The sequence below is a fragment of the Pseudomonas sp. 43(2021) genome (assembly GCF_017490805.1).
GTDB lineage: Bacteria > Pseudomonadota > Gammaproteobacteria > Pseudomonadales > Pseudomonadaceae > Aquipseudomonas.
This window is the reverse complement of sequence record NZ_JAFGYJ010000009.1, coordinates 122,248-136,739: the sequence shown is the minus strand read 5'-3', so window position 1 is coordinate 136,739 and position 14,492 is coordinate 122,248. Positions and strand designations below refer to the sequence as shown.

At 56.9% G+C, this 14,492-nt stretch carries 15 protein-coding genes and 1 pseudogene; 7 read left to right on the top strand and 9 right to left on the bottom strand.

Annotation, left to right across the window (positions count from 1 at the left end; genetic code table 11):
- The first annotated feature begins 31 nt into the window (after positions 1-31).
- Positions 32-1,210 (top strand): MFS transporter, encoded by a 1,179-nt coding sequence (locus tag J5M71_RS10500; protein WP_207832042.1) that lies wholly within the window; start codon positions 32-34, stop codon positions 1,208-1,210.
- A gap of 16 nt (positions 1,211-1,226) precedes the next feature.
- On the opposite strand, the gene J5M71_RS10495 is transcribed toward J5M71_RS10500, so the two are convergent.
- Both J5M71_RS10495 and J5M71_RS10490 read right to left on the bottom strand, forming a co-directional pair.
- Positions 1,227-1,631 carry an AraC family transcriptional regulator gene (locus J5M71_RS10495; RefSeq protein ID WP_207832040.1) on the bottom strand — a complete coding sequence of 135 codons (405 nt, stop codon included), beginning with the start codon at positions 1,629-1,631 and terminating at the stop codon, positions 1,227-1,229.
- Between the two features lie 175 nt (positions 1,632-1,806).
- Positions 1,807-2,493: a hydrolase gene (locus J5M71_RS10490; protein WP_063914701.1), complete on the bottom strand. Its 687-nt coding sequence runs from the start codon at positions 2,491-2,493 to the stop codon at positions 1,807-1,809.
- A gap of 263 nt (positions 2,494-2,756) precedes the next feature.
- Between J5M71_RS10490 and J5M71_RS10485 the strand changes: the two genes are divergently transcribed.
- Positions 2,757-3,218: a Rid family hydrolase gene (locus J5M71_RS10485; protein ID WP_207832038.1), complete on the top strand. Its 462-nt coding sequence runs from the start codon at positions 2,757-2,759 to the stop codon at positions 3,216-3,218.
- Between the two features lie 20 nt (positions 3,219-3,238).
- Here J5M71_RS10485 and J5M71_RS10480 read toward each other — a convergent pair whose 3' ends face one another.
- Positions 3,239-4,165 carry a LysR family transcriptional regulator gene (locus tag J5M71_RS10480; RefSeq protein WP_207832122.1) on the bottom strand — a complete coding sequence of 309 codons (927 nt, stop codon included), beginning with the start codon at positions 4,163-4,165 and terminating at the stop codon, positions 3,239-3,241.
- 216 nt (positions 4,166-4,381) lie between these two features.
- On the opposite strand from J5M71_RS10480, the gene J5M71_RS10475 reads away from it, so the two are divergent.
- On the top strand, positions 4,382-4,804 hold the full coding sequence (locus J5M71_RS10475; protein WP_207832036.1) for a hypothetical protein: 423 nt from the start codon (positions 4,382-4,384) through the stop codon (positions 4,802-4,804).
- A 569-nt stretch (positions 4,805-5,373) separates the two neighbouring features.
- Positions 5,374-5,889, top strand: coding sequence for a hypothetical protein (locus J5M71_RS10470; protein ID WP_207832034.1), 516 nt, complete (start codon positions 5,374-5,376; stop codon positions 5,887-5,889).
- A 344-nt stretch (positions 5,890-6,233) separates the two neighbouring features.
- Here the strand turns inward: J5M71_RS10470 and J5M71_RS10465 are convergent, their stop codons facing one another.
- Positions 6,234-6,926: a formyl transferase gene (locus tag J5M71_RS10465; RefSeq protein WP_233687828.1), complete on the bottom strand. Its 693-nt coding sequence runs from the start codon at positions 6,924-6,926 to the stop codon at positions 6,234-6,236.
- Positions 6,927-7,367: 441 nt separating this feature from the next.
- Between J5M71_RS10465 and arfB the strand changes: the two genes are divergently transcribed.
- Complete coding sequence (gene arfB, locus J5M71_RS10460) at positions 7,368-7,781, top strand: alternative ribosome rescue aminoacyl-tRNA hydrolase ArfB (protein ID WP_063914882.1); 414 nt, start codon at positions 7,368-7,370, stop codon at positions 7,779-7,781.
- 17 nt (positions 7,782-7,798) lie between these two features.
- On the opposite strand, the gene J5M71_RS10455 is transcribed toward arfB, so the two are convergent.
- From J5M71_RS10455 to J5M71_RS10445, 3 genes are all read right to left on the bottom strand, one after another.
- The gene (locus tag J5M71_RS10455; RefSeq protein ID WP_207832030.1) at positions 7,799-9,064 is read right to left on the bottom strand and encodes an MFS transporter; all 1,266 of its coding nucleotides are present in this window, start codon (positions 9,062-9,064) and stop codon (positions 7,799-7,801) included.
- A gap of 33 nt (positions 9,065-9,097) precedes the next feature.
- The gene (locus J5M71_RS10450) at positions 9,098-10,168 is read right to left on the bottom strand and encodes a TIM barrel protein (protein WP_207832028.1); all 1,071 of its coding nucleotides are present in this window, start codon (positions 10,166-10,168) and stop codon (positions 9,098-9,100) included.
- Between the two features lie 112 nt (positions 10,169-10,280).
- Entirely contained in the window at positions 10,281-11,786 is a 1,506-nt protein-coding gene (locus tag J5M71_RS10445; RefSeq protein WP_207832026.1) for a PLP-dependent aminotransferase family protein, read from the bottom strand.
- A gap of 208 nt (positions 11,787-11,994) precedes the next feature.
- Between J5M71_RS10445 and J5M71_RS10440 the strand changes: the two genes are divergently transcribed.
- Both J5M71_RS10440 and J5M71_RS10435 read left to right on the top strand, forming a co-directional pair.
- Positions 11,995-12,324: a hypothetical protein gene (locus J5M71_RS10440; RefSeq protein WP_207832023.1), complete on the top strand. Its 330-nt coding sequence runs from the start codon at positions 11,995-11,997 to the stop codon at positions 12,322-12,324.
- A 296-nt stretch (positions 12,325-12,620) separates the two neighbouring features.
- Positions 12,621-12,998 carry a VOC family protein gene (locus tag J5M71_RS10435; protein ID WP_207832021.1) on the top strand — a complete coding sequence of 126 codons (378 nt, stop codon included), beginning with the start codon at positions 12,621-12,623 and terminating at the stop codon, positions 12,996-12,998.
- A gap of 157 nt (positions 12,999-13,155) precedes the next feature.
- Here J5M71_RS10435 and J5M71_RS10430 read toward each other — a convergent pair.
- Both J5M71_RS10430 and J5M71_RS10425 read right to left on the bottom strand, forming a co-directional pair.
- Positions 13,156-13,602: pseudogene (locus J5M71_RS10430) on the bottom strand (IS5 family transposase); the annotation flags it as partial.
- 337 nt (positions 13,603-13,939) lie between these two features.
- Positions 13,940-14,365 (bottom strand): hypothetical protein, encoded by a 426-nt coding sequence (locus tag J5M71_RS10425; RefSeq protein WP_233687813.1) that lies wholly within the window; start codon positions 14,363-14,365, stop codon positions 13,940-13,942.
- Between the last annotated feature and the right edge of the window lie 127 nt (positions 14,366-14,492).

Below are 14,492 nucleotides of genomic sequence, written 5' to 3'. Positions count from 1 at the left end.
CTTTTCTGTAACTTGCGCCACGAGAACCACCATGACCAGCTCAGCGATACCTCTTCAACATTCAAGCAGACAGGTCTGGGGCGCCGTCCTGGCGATGTCACTCTGTGCCTTTGCCCTGGTGGCGTCCGAATTTCTGCCGGTGAGCTTGCTTACGCCACTTGCCACTGATTTGTCGCTTACTGAAGGCGAGGCCGGTCAAGCCATTTCGATCTCGGGCTTCTTCGCCGTAGTCACCAGTTTGTTGCTGTCCACCCTGACGCAGGGGACTGATCGAAAGCCCGTCCTGTTGGGCACCACGGCGTTAATGCTGGTTTCCGGCGCAATGGTGGCGTTTGCCCCGAATTACATGACCTTGATGATGGGGCGGGCCGTGCTTGGGATCGCCATTGGTGGCTATTGGTCGATGTCCACCGCAGTGATGATGCGTATAGCGCCTGAAGCCCTCGTTCCCAAAGCCATTGCCGTGATGCAGGGCGGTACTGCGCTGGCCACGGCAATCGCGGCCCCGGTCGGCAGTTACCTGGGCGGCCTGATCGGCTGGAGAGGGGCATTCCTCTGTGTCGTACCTTTGGCTGCAATTGCGTTGATCTGGCAAGCCTTCACGCTGCCGGCAATGCCTGGCGAGCGCGGTACGGTTTCGGTGACCGGCCCCCTGCGTTTGCTGGGAGACAGCAAGGTTGCGCTTGGCATGGCTGCAGTCGCATTCCTCTTCATGGGGCAGTTCACGCTGTTTACCTACCTTCGCCCGTTCCTGGAAACCGTGACACACGTGGACGTGCCCACGCTGTCGCTGCTGCTGCTGATCATTGGTGTGGCGGGACTGGTGGGAACGATGATGGTTGGTTCGCTCGTAAGCCGGCATCTGTTCAGAGTGCTGCCAGGTATTCCCCTGCTGATGGCCGTCGTCGCATTCGCTGTGATTTCGACTGGTTCATGGATTGTCCCGACGGCGGTGCTGCTTGGTGGCTGGGGCTTGATTGCCACTTGTGCGCCAGTGGGTTGGTTCACCTGGCTAGCCAGGATGCTGCCCGAGGACGCCGAGGCCGGGGGAGGCCTGATGGTCGCGGTGATACAGCTGGCGATAACGGTAGGTGCGACTTCGGGTGGGGTGCTTTATGACGGTGTTGGGTACCAGGCGACCTTCATCGCCAGTGGAATGATGCTCTTGGTAGCGACTGCCTTGACCATGAGGGTAGGGCGGTATCGATAGAGTACAAATGTGCTCCCTAAATGTGCAAAGGCTCAGTTTGAATGGACGCTTGTCGCTGCCAGGCCTGCGGCGACATCCCCTCGGCCTTCACGAATGTGCGACAAAAGTGGGACTGATCGCAGAAGCCGCACTCCAGTGCGATTTCGGCGAGCATCATTCCCGAGCTCCCCAGTAGTTCCTTGCTTTTGCGCAACCGTTGTTCACGCATCCACTGTTGCGGGGGCACCTGCAGGGTATCCCTGAACATTCGTGTGAAATGGCTACGCGACAGCGAGCAGGCTTGGGCGAGTTCCGTAACCGTTATGCCGGTGTCCAGGTTCTCCAGCATCAACCGCTTGGCAGTCGTGACCTGCCAGGGCTTGAGGAGCCCGGTTGTTTTCAGTGCGACAGTCGCCAGCACAGTGCAGTGATCACTGTTCATACAAATCCATTCATCAATGAAGTGGGCACGCACGTTTCGAGTGGGCAGAGCAGGCCACTGCAGCCTCGGCGCGGGCTACAGACGATAAACGCTCGATTCGATGGCCTGGCTCAGCCAGCCGGCATACCCATCAGCGGGTCAATGAACAGCCCCTGGAGGCAGGGGCTGGCAATGGTCAGACAGTGGCAGCAACCGGGGCCAGGGTTGGGCCGTGCTGAACGCGCTCGGGTGCTTTGTGCACCATGGTGTAGGCATAGTCGACACCCATGCCGTAGGCGCCGGAGTGTTCTTTCACCAGCTCCATGACGGCATCGTAGGTATCGCGGTTTTTCCAGTCGCGCTGCCACTCCAGCAGCACTTGCTGCCAGGTCACCGGAATTACGCCTGCCTGGATCATGCGCTGCATGGCGTAGTCGTGGGCTTCCTTGGTGGTGCCACCGGAGGCGTCAGCAACCATGTAGATTTCATAGCCGGCATCGTTCATCGCCGACAGCGCGAAGGTGGTGTTGCACACCTCCGTCCACAGGCCGGATACGATGACCTTGTTGCGACCGTTTTTCTTCAGCGCGTCTCGCACCTTCTGGTCATCCCAGGAGTTCATGGAGGTTCGCTCCAGCAGCGGAGCGTCGGGGAAGACGGCGAGCAGCTCGGGGTAGGTGTGCCCAGAGAAGCTTTCAGTCTCGACCGTCGTGATGATGGTGGGCACATTGAAGATCCTGGCCGCCTTGGCCAGGCCTACGGTGTTGTTTTTCAGCGTCTGGCGATCAATGCTCTGAACGCCGAAGGCCATCTGTGGCTGCTGATCGATGAAGATCAGTTGGCTGTTGAACGGGGTCAGGACTTCAGTTTTTGGATTGTTCATTTTGGTTCCCTGTCAGCTGGATGATGGTCATCGCACAAGTCACGGCGCCTGCCTTCTGCAGACTGTGCTGAGGCACTGGATGACGTCCTCAGTGATGCCCGTTGCTTGAGTCCGAGCAAAGATTAGCGAATCGCAGTGCGAAGCGGTGGCGCACTTCTGCGCTTTCAGAAGCGCATTAATGCGCCATGCGCTCGTTCATCCTGCTGCTAGGATTCGCACGCAAACGCGGATCTACCTGATCCGGTTTGCGCCAGGAGAAAGCGATGGCAGCTTCACAACCACTCAACAAACAAACCGCCTATTGGGGCGTTCCGTGGGAGAAGGCTTACGGGTATACGCAGGCACGGCGGGTAGGGAACGAGATCTACGTATCGGGCCAGTTCAATCATGACGAAGAAGGGAACCTGGTCGCGCCGGCCCCCTTGGATCGTGACGGCAGGCCCTGTGATTTCTCTTCGATGGGGGACCAGATGCGCACCTGCTACGACAATATCGCCAAGCTGCTCGCGCTGTACGGAGCGACGCTTGAAGATGTCGTGGAGGAGACGCTCTACGTACTGGACATGGACGCGGCCTTTGCCGTGGTCGGCACGGTGCGCAAGGCCGCTTACGGTACAGAACGGCCTCAATGCGCCAGTAACATCATCGGCGTCTCGAGGCTTGCCCAGCGCCCACAGCTGATCGAAATCGCCTGCAAAGCGGTACTTGGCTCGCGCGCTGAGTGACCTGCACTCCCGGTTTCGCGCTACGTGACCGGGAGTACCAATTGGCCCTCGATCAACGGCTTCTGGTTGGCAACGGCCGCTGCACAGAACGTCATGAATGCCTTGACCCGCCACGATTTGCGGATGTCCTGGTGCGTCAGCAGCCACAGCTCATCCTGCAGCTCCGGTACCACCGGGCCGACCCGTTCAAGCCCAGGCGTGATATCACCCAACATGCAGGGTAAAAAACCCACCCCCAGGCCTGCCGCGATTGCAGCACTCGCCGCCGCAACCGAGTCGGTACGGTACGAGATGCACTCGGCAGCGACCCTGTTTTCGACATAGCTGGTTGCCTTGAGCCCGCGTAGCGCTGCGGAATAGGAAACCCAGGCCTGGCCTTCAGTGAACAGAGGAGCAGGCGTTACATGGTGGCTACTACCGTAGGGAGCCCAGGCGATTGTGGCCAGTTTGCGACCTACCAGGCTTTCGGCGGGTTTCCTGGTCGCTCGAACCGCAATATCCGACTCGTCTCGTGCAAGGCTCAGTGATTCGTTGCCCACCAGCACCTCAATCGTGATGCCTTCATTGAGGGCCTTGAAGTCCGCGATGATGGGGGTGAGGAAGTAGAGAAGCAGTGAGTCGCTGGTGGTGATACGAAGCTTGCCGAGTGGCCCCTGGCCGGCACGCGAGACACGCCGTGTCACGCTGACGATGTCCAGCTCCACGCGCTCGGCGAGTGCACGTAATTCCGCGCCCTCGATGGTGAGCAGGTAGCCTGATTTGCGGTGATCGAACAAGGCTACGCCAAGTGTCTTTTCAACCTGGGAGACCCTGCGGGAGACGGTGGACACGTTGATGCCGAGCTTCTTGGCCGTGGCAGCGCGATTGCCACACTCACTGAGCGTTTTGATGATCCGCAGGTCGTCCCATGAGAGCTGGTTGGCAGCCTCACTCGCGTTCCATTTCACGTCCTTGGGGGCAGCGGGGGCAGTTGGGACATTTCCAGGTAACGACTTCACGAAATCCGTTCCAAATCAGATTGCAACGATCATACGAGAAGGGGCTGCGTGAACCAAGCATGAGCATGAAGCGGAATGAGGGGCTTCGGTCGTCCCTTCATGCACACATCAGCACTTGTCGGCGTTATCCTGAATAGTGAGCCCGGGAGCCTTTGGGGAACTACCATGCGCAAGCTGACACTGTTGTTCGCGATCGCTGCATTTGCGGGTTGCCAGGCGCCGATGCCCACTGCCAACCCACAGATGGCCTGGGTCGATCTTTCGATGCCATTCCCGAATGACCGTGTGCTGATGGCCGAACGCCTGGATAAACAACGCCTGCGCGACGGTCGCTTCTTCGAGGTCAGCCCCGGCAGCCATGAATTGGTCGTCAGGTTCGACTACGAAGTCAATGGTGGCGGCGGCATCAGCCTGATGGGGGGCAGCACGGTGAGGCAATGCTACCTGACCATCGACTACGCGCATTTCAAGGCAGGGCAGCGCTATGTACTCGAGGCCCGCTCCATGGCCATGACACCAGAGGCGAGGCTCTATGATGCGAAGGGAGAGATTGTGGCGCAGGTCACGGAACTCTATTGCCTGATGTGATGGGGCTGCATACATCAGCGACTGGCATGAAGGAATAAAGAGTTGTCTTAAGCATGAATCGATTGCAGTCATGCTGACCAACGAATGGTTTCCGAACTGACCACAGTTGATAGGACATACGATTTTCCTTCCCACTAACGCTTCTGCGCGGTTGTGGAGATTTCCGCGCAGAACGCCGAAGGGGATGAGCGGTACATTAGAGACGATAAAACAATCCCAATTTCCCGCCACCCGGTAATATCACCTTGACATCTAAATATCCCACACCTTAACTGAAAGCGTCGCTTCACAGATGAGATGTCGTGATAGGGCAAGGACTAAAACTGGATTCACAGATCACTGCTGCGGATGTCAAGCGACTAACCAGCGAACTGTTGGTGGCGCAGGTTGACAGCACGCGGCCACGCTGGAGAGCAAGAGTATCGGATCTGTGCGCCTAGGGCAGGAAGTCGAGATCAAAACTAGGGTAGCAGTGCGCATAGAGGTACGCACACACAAGAAAAATTATCGAGAACTTTACCAGTCCACTCAAAGAATACATTGAACAAAGCCTTAGAGAGAGATAGCCAATGATTAACGGCGCATCAAAAAAAGGCTCAAGCAAGGAAGAGTTTAAGTCCCTTGCGCTGCAGGTCCCGATTTTGTTTGTCTGCCTATCATTCTTGCCATTCACCTATGGAATGCTTAATCAGATCCCTGACAACCTTACCAGGTCAAAAGGCACTTTCTCTACTAAAAGAATCGGCAAAAATACTTATACAGTCATCTCCAGCGAACAGGGCAAACTAATGCTTACTTGCGCATCTAGCTTCAAAGGTTACACCAAATGCCTGTCCGATGAAGCTAGCTCTGAGCTTACAAACAAAGAAGCAACGGCGTTCTGGTACAAACAGAAGATCTTGCCGTTCATGGAAAATAACAAATTGGTTGAGCTTTATGTTGGCGGGAGTACAGTTATCTCCGGCGAGATGACAAAGGAGAGAATGACTAAGCACAAGAAATATAGCATCTCTACGAGTCTAGAGATGTTTACACTGACCTTGTTGATTTCCGCTTTCTTTCTGAAGAAATCAAGAGAGAGCTAAATGGACAACAAAGTATTTTAAGCAATTTACAGCGCTCCCGGCACTTGCCTTGTATGGGTGCGTTTAGATGTCAAAAGAATGAGCAACAGCTATGCCGAGCTGGGTATGATGCGCAGAGTTTATTCCACCCGCGGCATGAAGAGCAGGATGTCGAAGACCTGACCAGGCTCGAATTGAAGGGCAGGGTGATCGCTCTTCAAAACGGCTTCGGTCAATAGCTCCTTGTTTTGCTCCCAGCATTGGCCAAGCGAGAAGGGCAGCCTACGTAGTTATTTGAAGTCAAAGTCTAAAAGCAGCGGTAGCTGACGCTACCGAAAGGCGCAATTCCAGCCGCCGTTCAGCTCTTAAAGAGTATTTATCCGCAACGGAAATCCGTACGATTCGAAAAGCTCCCAAACGTCCTCGCGATCGAAGAGCCGCCACCCCAGTGTCGTGAACTGCATCAGGTCATCCTCGCTGGGAAAGGAGTAGTAGGCCCCGGCAGATGGATCTTGAAACGTCCCCGGCATAGGCTCGTTGCGCTCCAGGCGCCTGATTGCGTTCATGATGAGACGCGCGCCTGGTTGATACAGTGAAAGGATGTGCCACAGCAAGGAGTGCTCCTTGTCGACTGCCACCCGGGCAGTCTCGATGATGCGACCAACATCGATGCCGGGACTGTCAATCCAGTGGAGGGTACAGCCGATCTCCGAGGCGCCGTTCAGCAGCGCCCGGAAGGTCGCGAGAACACCTCGATACTGAGGCAAGAGGCCAGAGTGAAGATTGAGGACGCCGCGTGACGGAATTGCCAACGCTTCATTCTTCAGGATTTGACCAAAGCGGATTGAGATGAACAGATCCGCTCCCGCATCCTGCAGCATTTGCAGGCCCGCAGGATCCCTCAAGCTGGGCAATACCTGTACAGGAACCCCAAAGCGTTGCTGCAGGTCTGCAAAACCGAATCGAAGCCCGCTGCTGACCTGGTCGCTCGATCTGATTAACCCAGGGGGCAAGGCATTGAAGAAGTCCTGCTCGATCAATGCCAGTTGTCCGAGCATGCGTGGCACCTTCTTGCCCGATCCCACTCTCTCCGAGAGGAATATTCCCACCGTGCTCTCGTGAATCTCGGGTAACAGGTAATTGAGAGTGAGATTGCTCTCAACGTCCCGGTTCACCAGAAAAGCGATTCGCAACTTTGGACCTCCGGCAGACCTGCCTTGAGATGCTGCAATGGCCAATTCAACACAAGCGGATCAATCCCATTACCATTGTTTTGCCATGACGTATGGACGGAAGGCTCGATCTGCTCGGTCCGTTCGGGTAGCAGACCTAGCATAGTTGCATTTATGCAAAAGGCTTGAGGAAGGCGGCAGATGTCGAGGCTACCGGCAATGGCGGAGTGGGGGGCCTCGATCAGTGTGGTTGAGGCCAACCTTATTTTGTTCTGTGGGCGAGCAGCGAAGGCTGTGATAATGGAGGGGAATCACAAGGGCCATGCCATGCTGACCATCTCTAATAACGTGCACCTGCCAGATGCCGACATCGAACTGACATACATCCGCGCGCAAGGCGCAGGTGGGCAGAATGTCAACAAGGTGTCCAGCGCCGTGCACCTGCGCTTCGACATTCCCGCCTCGTCGCTGCCCGAGTTTTACAAGGAGCGGCTGTTGGCGCTGCGTGACAGTCGCATCACCGGCGACGGCGTGTTGATCATCAAGGCACAACAATACCGCACACAGGAGCAGAACCGCGCTGACGCACTGGCGCGTCTTGCCGAGTTGATCATCGCCGCCGGCAAGACCGAGAAGAAACGCCGCCCCACCAAGCCGACTCTCGGCTCGAAGACCCGCCGCCTTGAAGGCAAAGCCAGGCGCAGCACCGTCAAGGCGGGGCGGGGCAAGGTGGAGTTCTAGGCGCTCCGGTTCATTGATCAGGCTTGTACCGCGCTGCCCCCAGCAGTGGGCATAGATTTTTTGCGCACCGCTTGATAGAGAAGGCTGGACACCATGAAGCCTGCAATGGCCAGTACGCTCATCAGGATGAACACATAGTTGTAGCCCTGTTGACCAGGGAAGTGGTCGAGGATCGCGCCATAGATGACATAGGCAAACATGCCGGGTGCATAGCCGATCAGGCAACCGATGCCGAAGGCCGAACCGGTGATGTGCTGGGGAATGCCGACTTCGCCCATGGGCGCCCAGAACACGCCGCGCATCGAGAACACAATCAGGGCGAAGGAGAGGGTGGCCGCCATCCCCGCATAGATGAAGCCCGGGCTTTTAGGAATCAGCATGATCACGGCCATCAGCGGCAATAGCGCCAGAAATGCCCACTTCAGGTAACGGCTGGTGCTCTTGAACTGCTTGTCGGCAATGAAACCGCCGGCAGGCCCGCCGAGGATTTTCAGGAAGTATTGGTTGATGATGCCGTAGGCGCCTACCAACGCCACGGGCAACCCGTACATTTCCTTGAGGTAGGGAATGAAATAGGTCAGGCCGCAGTAGACGATGTAGACCATGAACACGTTGAGACTGACCAACCAGATGCCGGGTACCTTGATCGCTTCCATCAGGTTTGCCAGACCGTTTTTCGGCCTGGCGGCCGATTGCGCGTTACCCCCCTTGAGCAGGAGCCAGGTCAGGGTGCCCGCCAGAATGTCGATGACCGAGTAGAACAGGATCGCCGACTTCAGGCCGGTTTCCCCTGAGCCCATGGCGACGAACACGCCCAGTGCGGAAAAGGCCACCAGCGTATCAACCACGCCACGCCCGCCTTCCAGCAGGCCGAACAACCGGCCTTGCTCCTGATCGTCACCCAGATTACGGATGGCTTTGAGCAGCGATGGCCAGAACAGGCAGTCGGCACAGACGGCCAGCAGACTGAACACGATCAGCAGGCTGCTGAAGGGCGGAAAGGTTGCCAGGTACAACCCAAGGCTTCCGGTCCCGATCAGGCCGAGGGGGATCAGTTTGCGCGTGTCGTAGCGATCGGCGAGCAGGCCGCCGACCACAAACAGTGCAGTCGCGATGATCGCGTTGGCACTCAACAGCATGCCGATTTCAGTGTGGTTAAGGCCCATGAATTCCTGCATGGGGACATAGAAGGCGTCCTTGAGGTTCGCCAACTTGTAAATGGTGCCGCCACCGAGGATGAGGATCAGGAATCTGAGCCATTTGGCCTTGTTTTGAGTTGTCATTATTGTTCTCCGGGCGTAATCAGGTCGTCAGGTTCAGGCGTTGGAAGGGGTGGCCAGGGTCAGTTCAGCCAAGGTGCGCAGTTCGCCCAGCACGCGTCGGACATAGGCCACCTGATTGTTTGCCCAGCGGTGTTCGTCGGCCAGCATGCGCTCGAGCGAGTAGCCTTTCGGGAGCGGCGTTTCGCTCATCTCCCGGTAAGCAATGAATGGATCGGCGGCTTCAAGACGCTGACGGAAGGCCGGGGCCACGTAGTGGTTTTCCTGCTCAAGAATGAACGCGATCACCTGTGGGGTTGCTTCGCCCAGCATCAACAGTTCGAACAGCATGCGGGCGCTGGGCAGATCGTCTTCGTCGCTGCCTTGCAATACGCCGTAATGGCCGAAGCCGTTTTGTTCGGGGACGATGCGCACGCCCTTGAGGTGAACCTGGCGGATGTGCGGCGCCAGGTTGTGCAGGGCCTGCAGGGGCTGTTCGCAGGCATTGATCATGTTGCCGAAGTCGAACAGGGCATGCAGGCGAGGGTGGTTGAGGCGGTTGAGCAGTTGCGCGATTTCGCTGCTCTTGAGTTCTTCATGCTGCTCGAAGTCAAAGTACAGATCGTTGGCGTCGGCCTGTTGTGCGAGGTAGTGCAGGTCGGTCTCGATCACGTCCATGACCCGCGACAGCGTGCCCTCGTAACGTGAGTAGACACGGATGTTGCGTACCCCCAGGGCCTTGGCGATGGCGATCACTTGGTCGACATCCTTTTTCAGCGTGCTGCTGATTTCCAGGTGCACATCCAGCCCCAGCGCGTTGGCCTTGCTGGCAAACGCCTGGAGCTGCTCTGGCGACATCTGGCTCAGGCTGTTTTCCTCGCCGTCGAGCAAGTGCAGACTCAGACCTTGCAGCTCGTGGCGATAGGCGAAGTCCAGCAGGTCGGCGGGGGTGACACGACCGTGGGTGAGGTTGGTCAGTAGCGGGTAGGCGTGGGCAAACAGGCGCAATTGCCCGAGACGCTCAAGCAACCGCTGGGCCAGTGCCTCGGTCAGCACTGGAGCCGCCTTGTGTTCGACCACCTTATGGCTGAGCAAGGCGTTGAATCGTTCCTGGATCTTATTGTTCATTAGCGTCGTTCCTGGTTCAGACACCGGGTCTACCGGCGCAGCCTTTATCGCGCCAGTCAGGAACGCTCGATAGATCCATTATCAATTAATTGATAAGGCCACTTGCCTCGCATCAAGTGGTCGGCGGGAGGTAACCCAGCGTGCGCAAGGCTTGGGCCAGCTCCTCGACACGCTGCCGGGCCTGCTTTTCTGGCGTGCCGGCAAAGCCGATCAACAGGGCAGGCGGCAGGTCGTGCTTGATGCGGTAGTCGCTCAAGGCATAGGTATGAATGTTGTGTTGGGCCAACTGCCGGGCGACGTCCGTGTCACTGAGTTCGGGGGGCAGCCAGGCGATCAGGTGCATGCCAGCATCGGTCGGAGTGATCCTGAAAAAGCTGCCGATCTGCTCTTCAAGTTGTTCGATCAATGCCTGCTGGCGCGCCTTGTACAGTGCACGCATGCGGCGGATGTGCCCCAGGAAGTGGCCTTCGCGCATGAAGTCCGCCGTTGTGGCCTGAAGCAGTGTGGGCGGGCTGCGGTCCATGACCGCACGCAGGGTGCAAAAGGGCTCGACCAGAGCCTGCGGCAGGATCACGTAACCCAGCCGCAGTGACGGAAAGAGTACTTTGCTGAACGTGCCGACGTAGATCACCCGGGCCATCTGGTCCAAGGCATACAGTGCCGGGAGCAGTCGACCACTGTAGCGGAACTCGCTGTCGCAATCGTCCTCGATGATCCAGCTCTGATGCTGCGTAGCCCAGGCGATGAGTGCCTGGCGCCGCTCATAACTCAGGGTGACACCCAAAGGATGCTGACGCGAAGGTGTACAAAATACCAGGCGCGCATCAGGGCACTCGGCAAGGCCTTGCTGCACATCGATCCCCTGTTCATCAACCCGCAACGGAACTATCCGAGCCCCCTGGGCTTGCAACGCAATCCGCGCGGCGATGTGCCCAGGGTCTTCCATCCAGGCACTGTCCTGCGGATTGAGCAGCAGCATGGCCAGCAGGTTGAACGCTTGCTGCGCGCCGGAAACGATCACCACTTGCCCGGCATCGCAGTCGATACCTCGCGCATCGAAGACGTATTCGGCAATCGCGGTGCGAAACGCCTGCAAGCCTTGTAGCTCGCCATAACCCAGAATCGCCTTGGTTGGCTTGAGCAAATGGCGGTTCATCAGGCGCCGCCAGATGGCCTGCGGAAATTCTTCATAGGTGCTTTGACTAGGCAGGAAGGAGGTTGGCGTCGCCGGATCCCAGTCGGCATACGACACCCCGCGAAAGTGATCGCTGCGCAGCGACAGCATCGACTGGCTCAGTTCGGACAGGCGAGGTGGCTGGCGCGGCTGCTCGTCCTCGATGCTCCGGCTTTCCCACTCAGTACCGACATACGTACCTGCACCCGTGCGCGAGGCCAGGAAACCTTCGGCAATCAACTGATCGAAAGCGTTGAGAATGGTGATCCGCGACAGCCCCAACTCAATGCTCAAGGTCCGGGTCGACGGCAGGCGCACGCCCCCCTGAATTCTGCCGTTGAGTATCTGTTTGCGAATCTGCAGATACAGCTGGCGGTACAGGGGTATGGCACTGGCACGGTCCAGTTCGATAGCCGACAGCAGCAAACCTGTGGGGGATTTCATGACATGCTCGTCTGGGGGAATGGGATTTGACCTGGAAACCGTCAGGCGACGGGGAGGTCAGGGTAGCGAGCGATGCCCGATGGTGCCAGCTACCTATAGGGTTAATTCCAACTACCCTCATGGGCTGTGACCTGACAACGGCATCCGATCATCTCAAATACTCAACGGAATGGCGTGTTTTACGCCCAAATCAGAAGCAGGAGCGAACATGGCAAAAAAGAAAAAGTTATTACCTGGTGGCGGAGTGGCCTGGGCAGAGCCTCTGCTACCTATTCTTTTCTGGGGGTTCTGGACGCCGATCCTGTACATCATCATTGCACCTTGGTTGAGCTTCGGTGTCATAAAAGTCTGGCCAATCCCTATTTTCGCCGGATTCTTCACAGCTATGGCCTCCACTGGCTGGCTTTGCGCCTCTGTATTGGTGTTTTTGGTGACTGCGTATCAGTTAGGTACCGCCGCCTACCAACGTAGGCAGAAGGCGAAGAGGTACGCAGCATCTTCGGGTGCCAAGAAATCGCAGTCGAACGTAGTCCTTTAATGCGAGCAATCCATCGCTTTCGGATGAAGAGCGTCAACCGGTGCATGTTCTTGGCTTTTCCTCCGAGGCGGCGGGTATTCGAGCCGAGGTTCGGCTTGGTGGGGCGCGATTCTGCTTCGTTTGACCTCAACCACACTTCGACACCATCTGACCGAGACGCGCTGAGTGGGGTCTAGGGTGCCGAGCCGCGTGCGGACGTCGTTAGTGATTGGGCGCACCAAGCCTTGGCGTTACACATGCTGAGTAGATAGGACAGTGACACACAATTGTTTTTTTGATCCCTCAAGGGAGACGTCATGATCGATCACCTCGACCACATTGTTTTGACCACCATCGATGTCGAAGCCTGCAAAGATTTCTACACGCGAATTCTGGGGCTGCGTGCTGATTGCTTTGGCCAAAACAGATTGGCTTTTCATTTTGGCGTACAAAAAATCAATGTTCACGTTCGAGGCCATGAGATCGAGCCGAAGGCTCATCTTCCAGTTCCCGGGTCGCTGGATCTCTGTTTCATTGCGAGCGTTGGATTGGATGAGGTTATCCGGCACCTGACCGAGCATTCCTGGCCAATCATCGAGGGCCCCGTTGCCCGCACTGGTGCGACAGGCCCCATTAGGTCTGTTTACATCCGAGATCCTGACCTGAATTTGATTGAGATTGCCGAAAGGTTATAGATCGGAGTTAGCTCGCGAAGCTGACTGTTGCCCCTCAACTTGAGGGTTTGGGAGGCGCCCTCAGGAGCGGCCCTAGGTTGCGATTCGATTTCAAGGCTTGGATTCAAGCTCAGACGTTCGATGATGCTGGTGACGCCGTTGAATCGCCCCTGGTTTCCTAGGCTCTGTACGAAAAGAGATGTCGCAAACACCGCATGGAACAAGCCAGAGAGACCATGGCGGCATAGCTTTTCGCGAGCTTGTCGAAGCGTGTCACGATGCGACGGTTCTCTTTCAGCCAGCCAAACATGCGCTCGATGATATTGCGCTGTCGGTATTTGGGCCGATCAAACAGTCTGGGTAAGCCGGGCTTGGGTTTGCGTTTCATTGAGCGCAGCGGGATGACGGTCTGCATTCGGTATTGGTCGCAGTAGCGGCGAAGTGCCTCGGCGTCGTAGCCCTTGTCGGCAAGCAACCATTTACAGCGCTTGCGCGGGCGGCCACGTTGGCTCGATGGAATGCTGACCTCGTCCAGCAATGGCTGGGTATAGCTGATGTCACTGGCTTGACCGCCAGAGAGGAGGAAGCGCAACGGTGTCCCGTTGGCGTCGCAGAGCATATGGATCTAAAGCACGCCCGCTACGCTCTGCAAGGCTTTCAACAAGCGACTGAGGCTCTGATGCTCCCAAGTCGATAGCAGAGCAATCGGATCTGTCCGAGCAGCGCTCTAGTCGGCGATTGGTGAATTGACTCCTAAGAGCTTGGGTTCATAAGCGTTGCTAAGCGGCTGAGAGCGAAAGGGTTCGGTGAATGCTGACAACGATGCCGGTGATTGCTGAAAAGGTCTAGGAGGACGGGCACTTACAAACACTCCATTTAACATAATACTCATTATGCGCATCTTCGTATGAAGCTACCGGGGCCGAGGGTGGGCAGATTTGAAGCCAGGTCCCTGGCCTCGATCACTGTGCTACAGCTCTTGCTTGGACCTCTGCGATGTAACGCAGCACAAACGGGTCTTGCGAGCCTCGCTCCCTGTAGCAGCCAACCACACTGGTCAACGCCCACCGCAACAATCTCATCAGCACTGGATCGGAAAATTTCCAGCTGCTCGGCTCGTACTGATACCGGCTATTGATGAACACCTCCCGATACCGTTCGAATAAACCTTCCTGGCTGTCCAGGGTTTGGCGAATGGTTGCGGGCATGGCATGAAACAACGTCAACAAGTCGTGAGCGTCATGCTTTTGTTTTGGTGGAATCTTACCGATTGACTGCAGGTGCTGATGAGCCGCTTTGAGCGCTTCGACGTCGAGCTTGTAGGTTTCGCTGGATGTCCCTTGGTGTTGATCTGGCGCCGAAATAAAGCATTTCAGCAGGATTTCCATACCGATCGCTGCATTGGCCATGGCAACATGTGGGAGGTTTTGGGCGTCTAGAAGCTCAGCAGCCTTGAGTTAGCTATGGGCGCTTTCAAGCATCCAGCCTGGACAGTGAGTCATTGAATGGTACTCC

Coding starts and splice junctions, on each gene's coding strand:
- J5M71_RS10455 (WP_207832030.1), bottom strand. CDS start 9,064: ATGACAACTCAAAACAAGGCCAAATGGCTCAGATTCCTGATCCTCATC.
- J5M71_RS10470 (WP_207832034.1), top strand. CDS start 5,374: ATGATTAACGGCGCATCAAAAAAAGGCTCAAGCAAGGAAGAGTTTAAG.
- J5M71_RS10485 (WP_207832038.1), top strand. CDS start 2,757: ATGGCAGCTTCACAACCACTCAACAAACAAACCGCCTATTGGGGCGTT.
- J5M71_RS10490 (WP_063914701.1), bottom strand. CDS start 2,493: ATGAACAATCCAAAAACTGAAGTCCTGACCCCGTTCAACAGCCAACTG.
- J5M71_RS10445 (WP_207832026.1), bottom strand. CDS start 11,786: ATGAAATCCCCCACAGGTTTGCTGCTGTCGGCTATCGAACTGGACCGT.
- J5M71_RS10475 (WP_207832036.1), top strand. CDS start 4,382: ATGCGCAAGCTGACACTGTTGTTCGCGATCGCTGCATTTGCGGGTTGC.
- J5M71_RS10495 (WP_207832040.1), bottom strand. CDS start 1,631: ATGAACAGTGATCACTGCACTGTGCTGGCGACTGTCGCACTGAAAACA.
- J5M71_RS10425 (WP_233687813.1), bottom strand. CDS start 14,365: ATGGAAATCCTGCTGAAATGCTTTATTTCGGCGCCAGATCAACACCAA.
- J5M71_RS10435 (WP_207832021.1), top strand. CDS start 12,621: ATGATCGATCACCTCGACCACATTGTTTTGACCACCATCGATGTCGAA.
- J5M71_RS10440 (WP_207832023.1), top strand. CDS start 11,995: ATGGCAAAAAAGAAAAAGTTATTACCTGGTGGCGGAGTGGCCTGGGCA.
- J5M71_RS10465 (WP_233687828.1), bottom strand. CDS start 6,926: ATGCTCGGACAACTGGCATTGATCGAGCAGGACTTCTTCAATGCCTTG.
- arfB (WP_063914882.1), top strand. CDS start 7,368: ATGCTGACCATCTCTAATAACGTGCACCTGCCAGATGCCGACATCGAA.
- J5M71_RS10500 (WP_207832042.1), top strand. CDS start 32: ATGACCAGCTCAGCGATACCTCTTCAACATTCAAGCAGACAGGTCTGG.
- J5M71_RS10450 (WP_207832028.1), bottom strand. CDS start 10,168: ATGAACAATAAGATCCAGGAACGATTCAACGCCTTGCTCAGCCATAAG.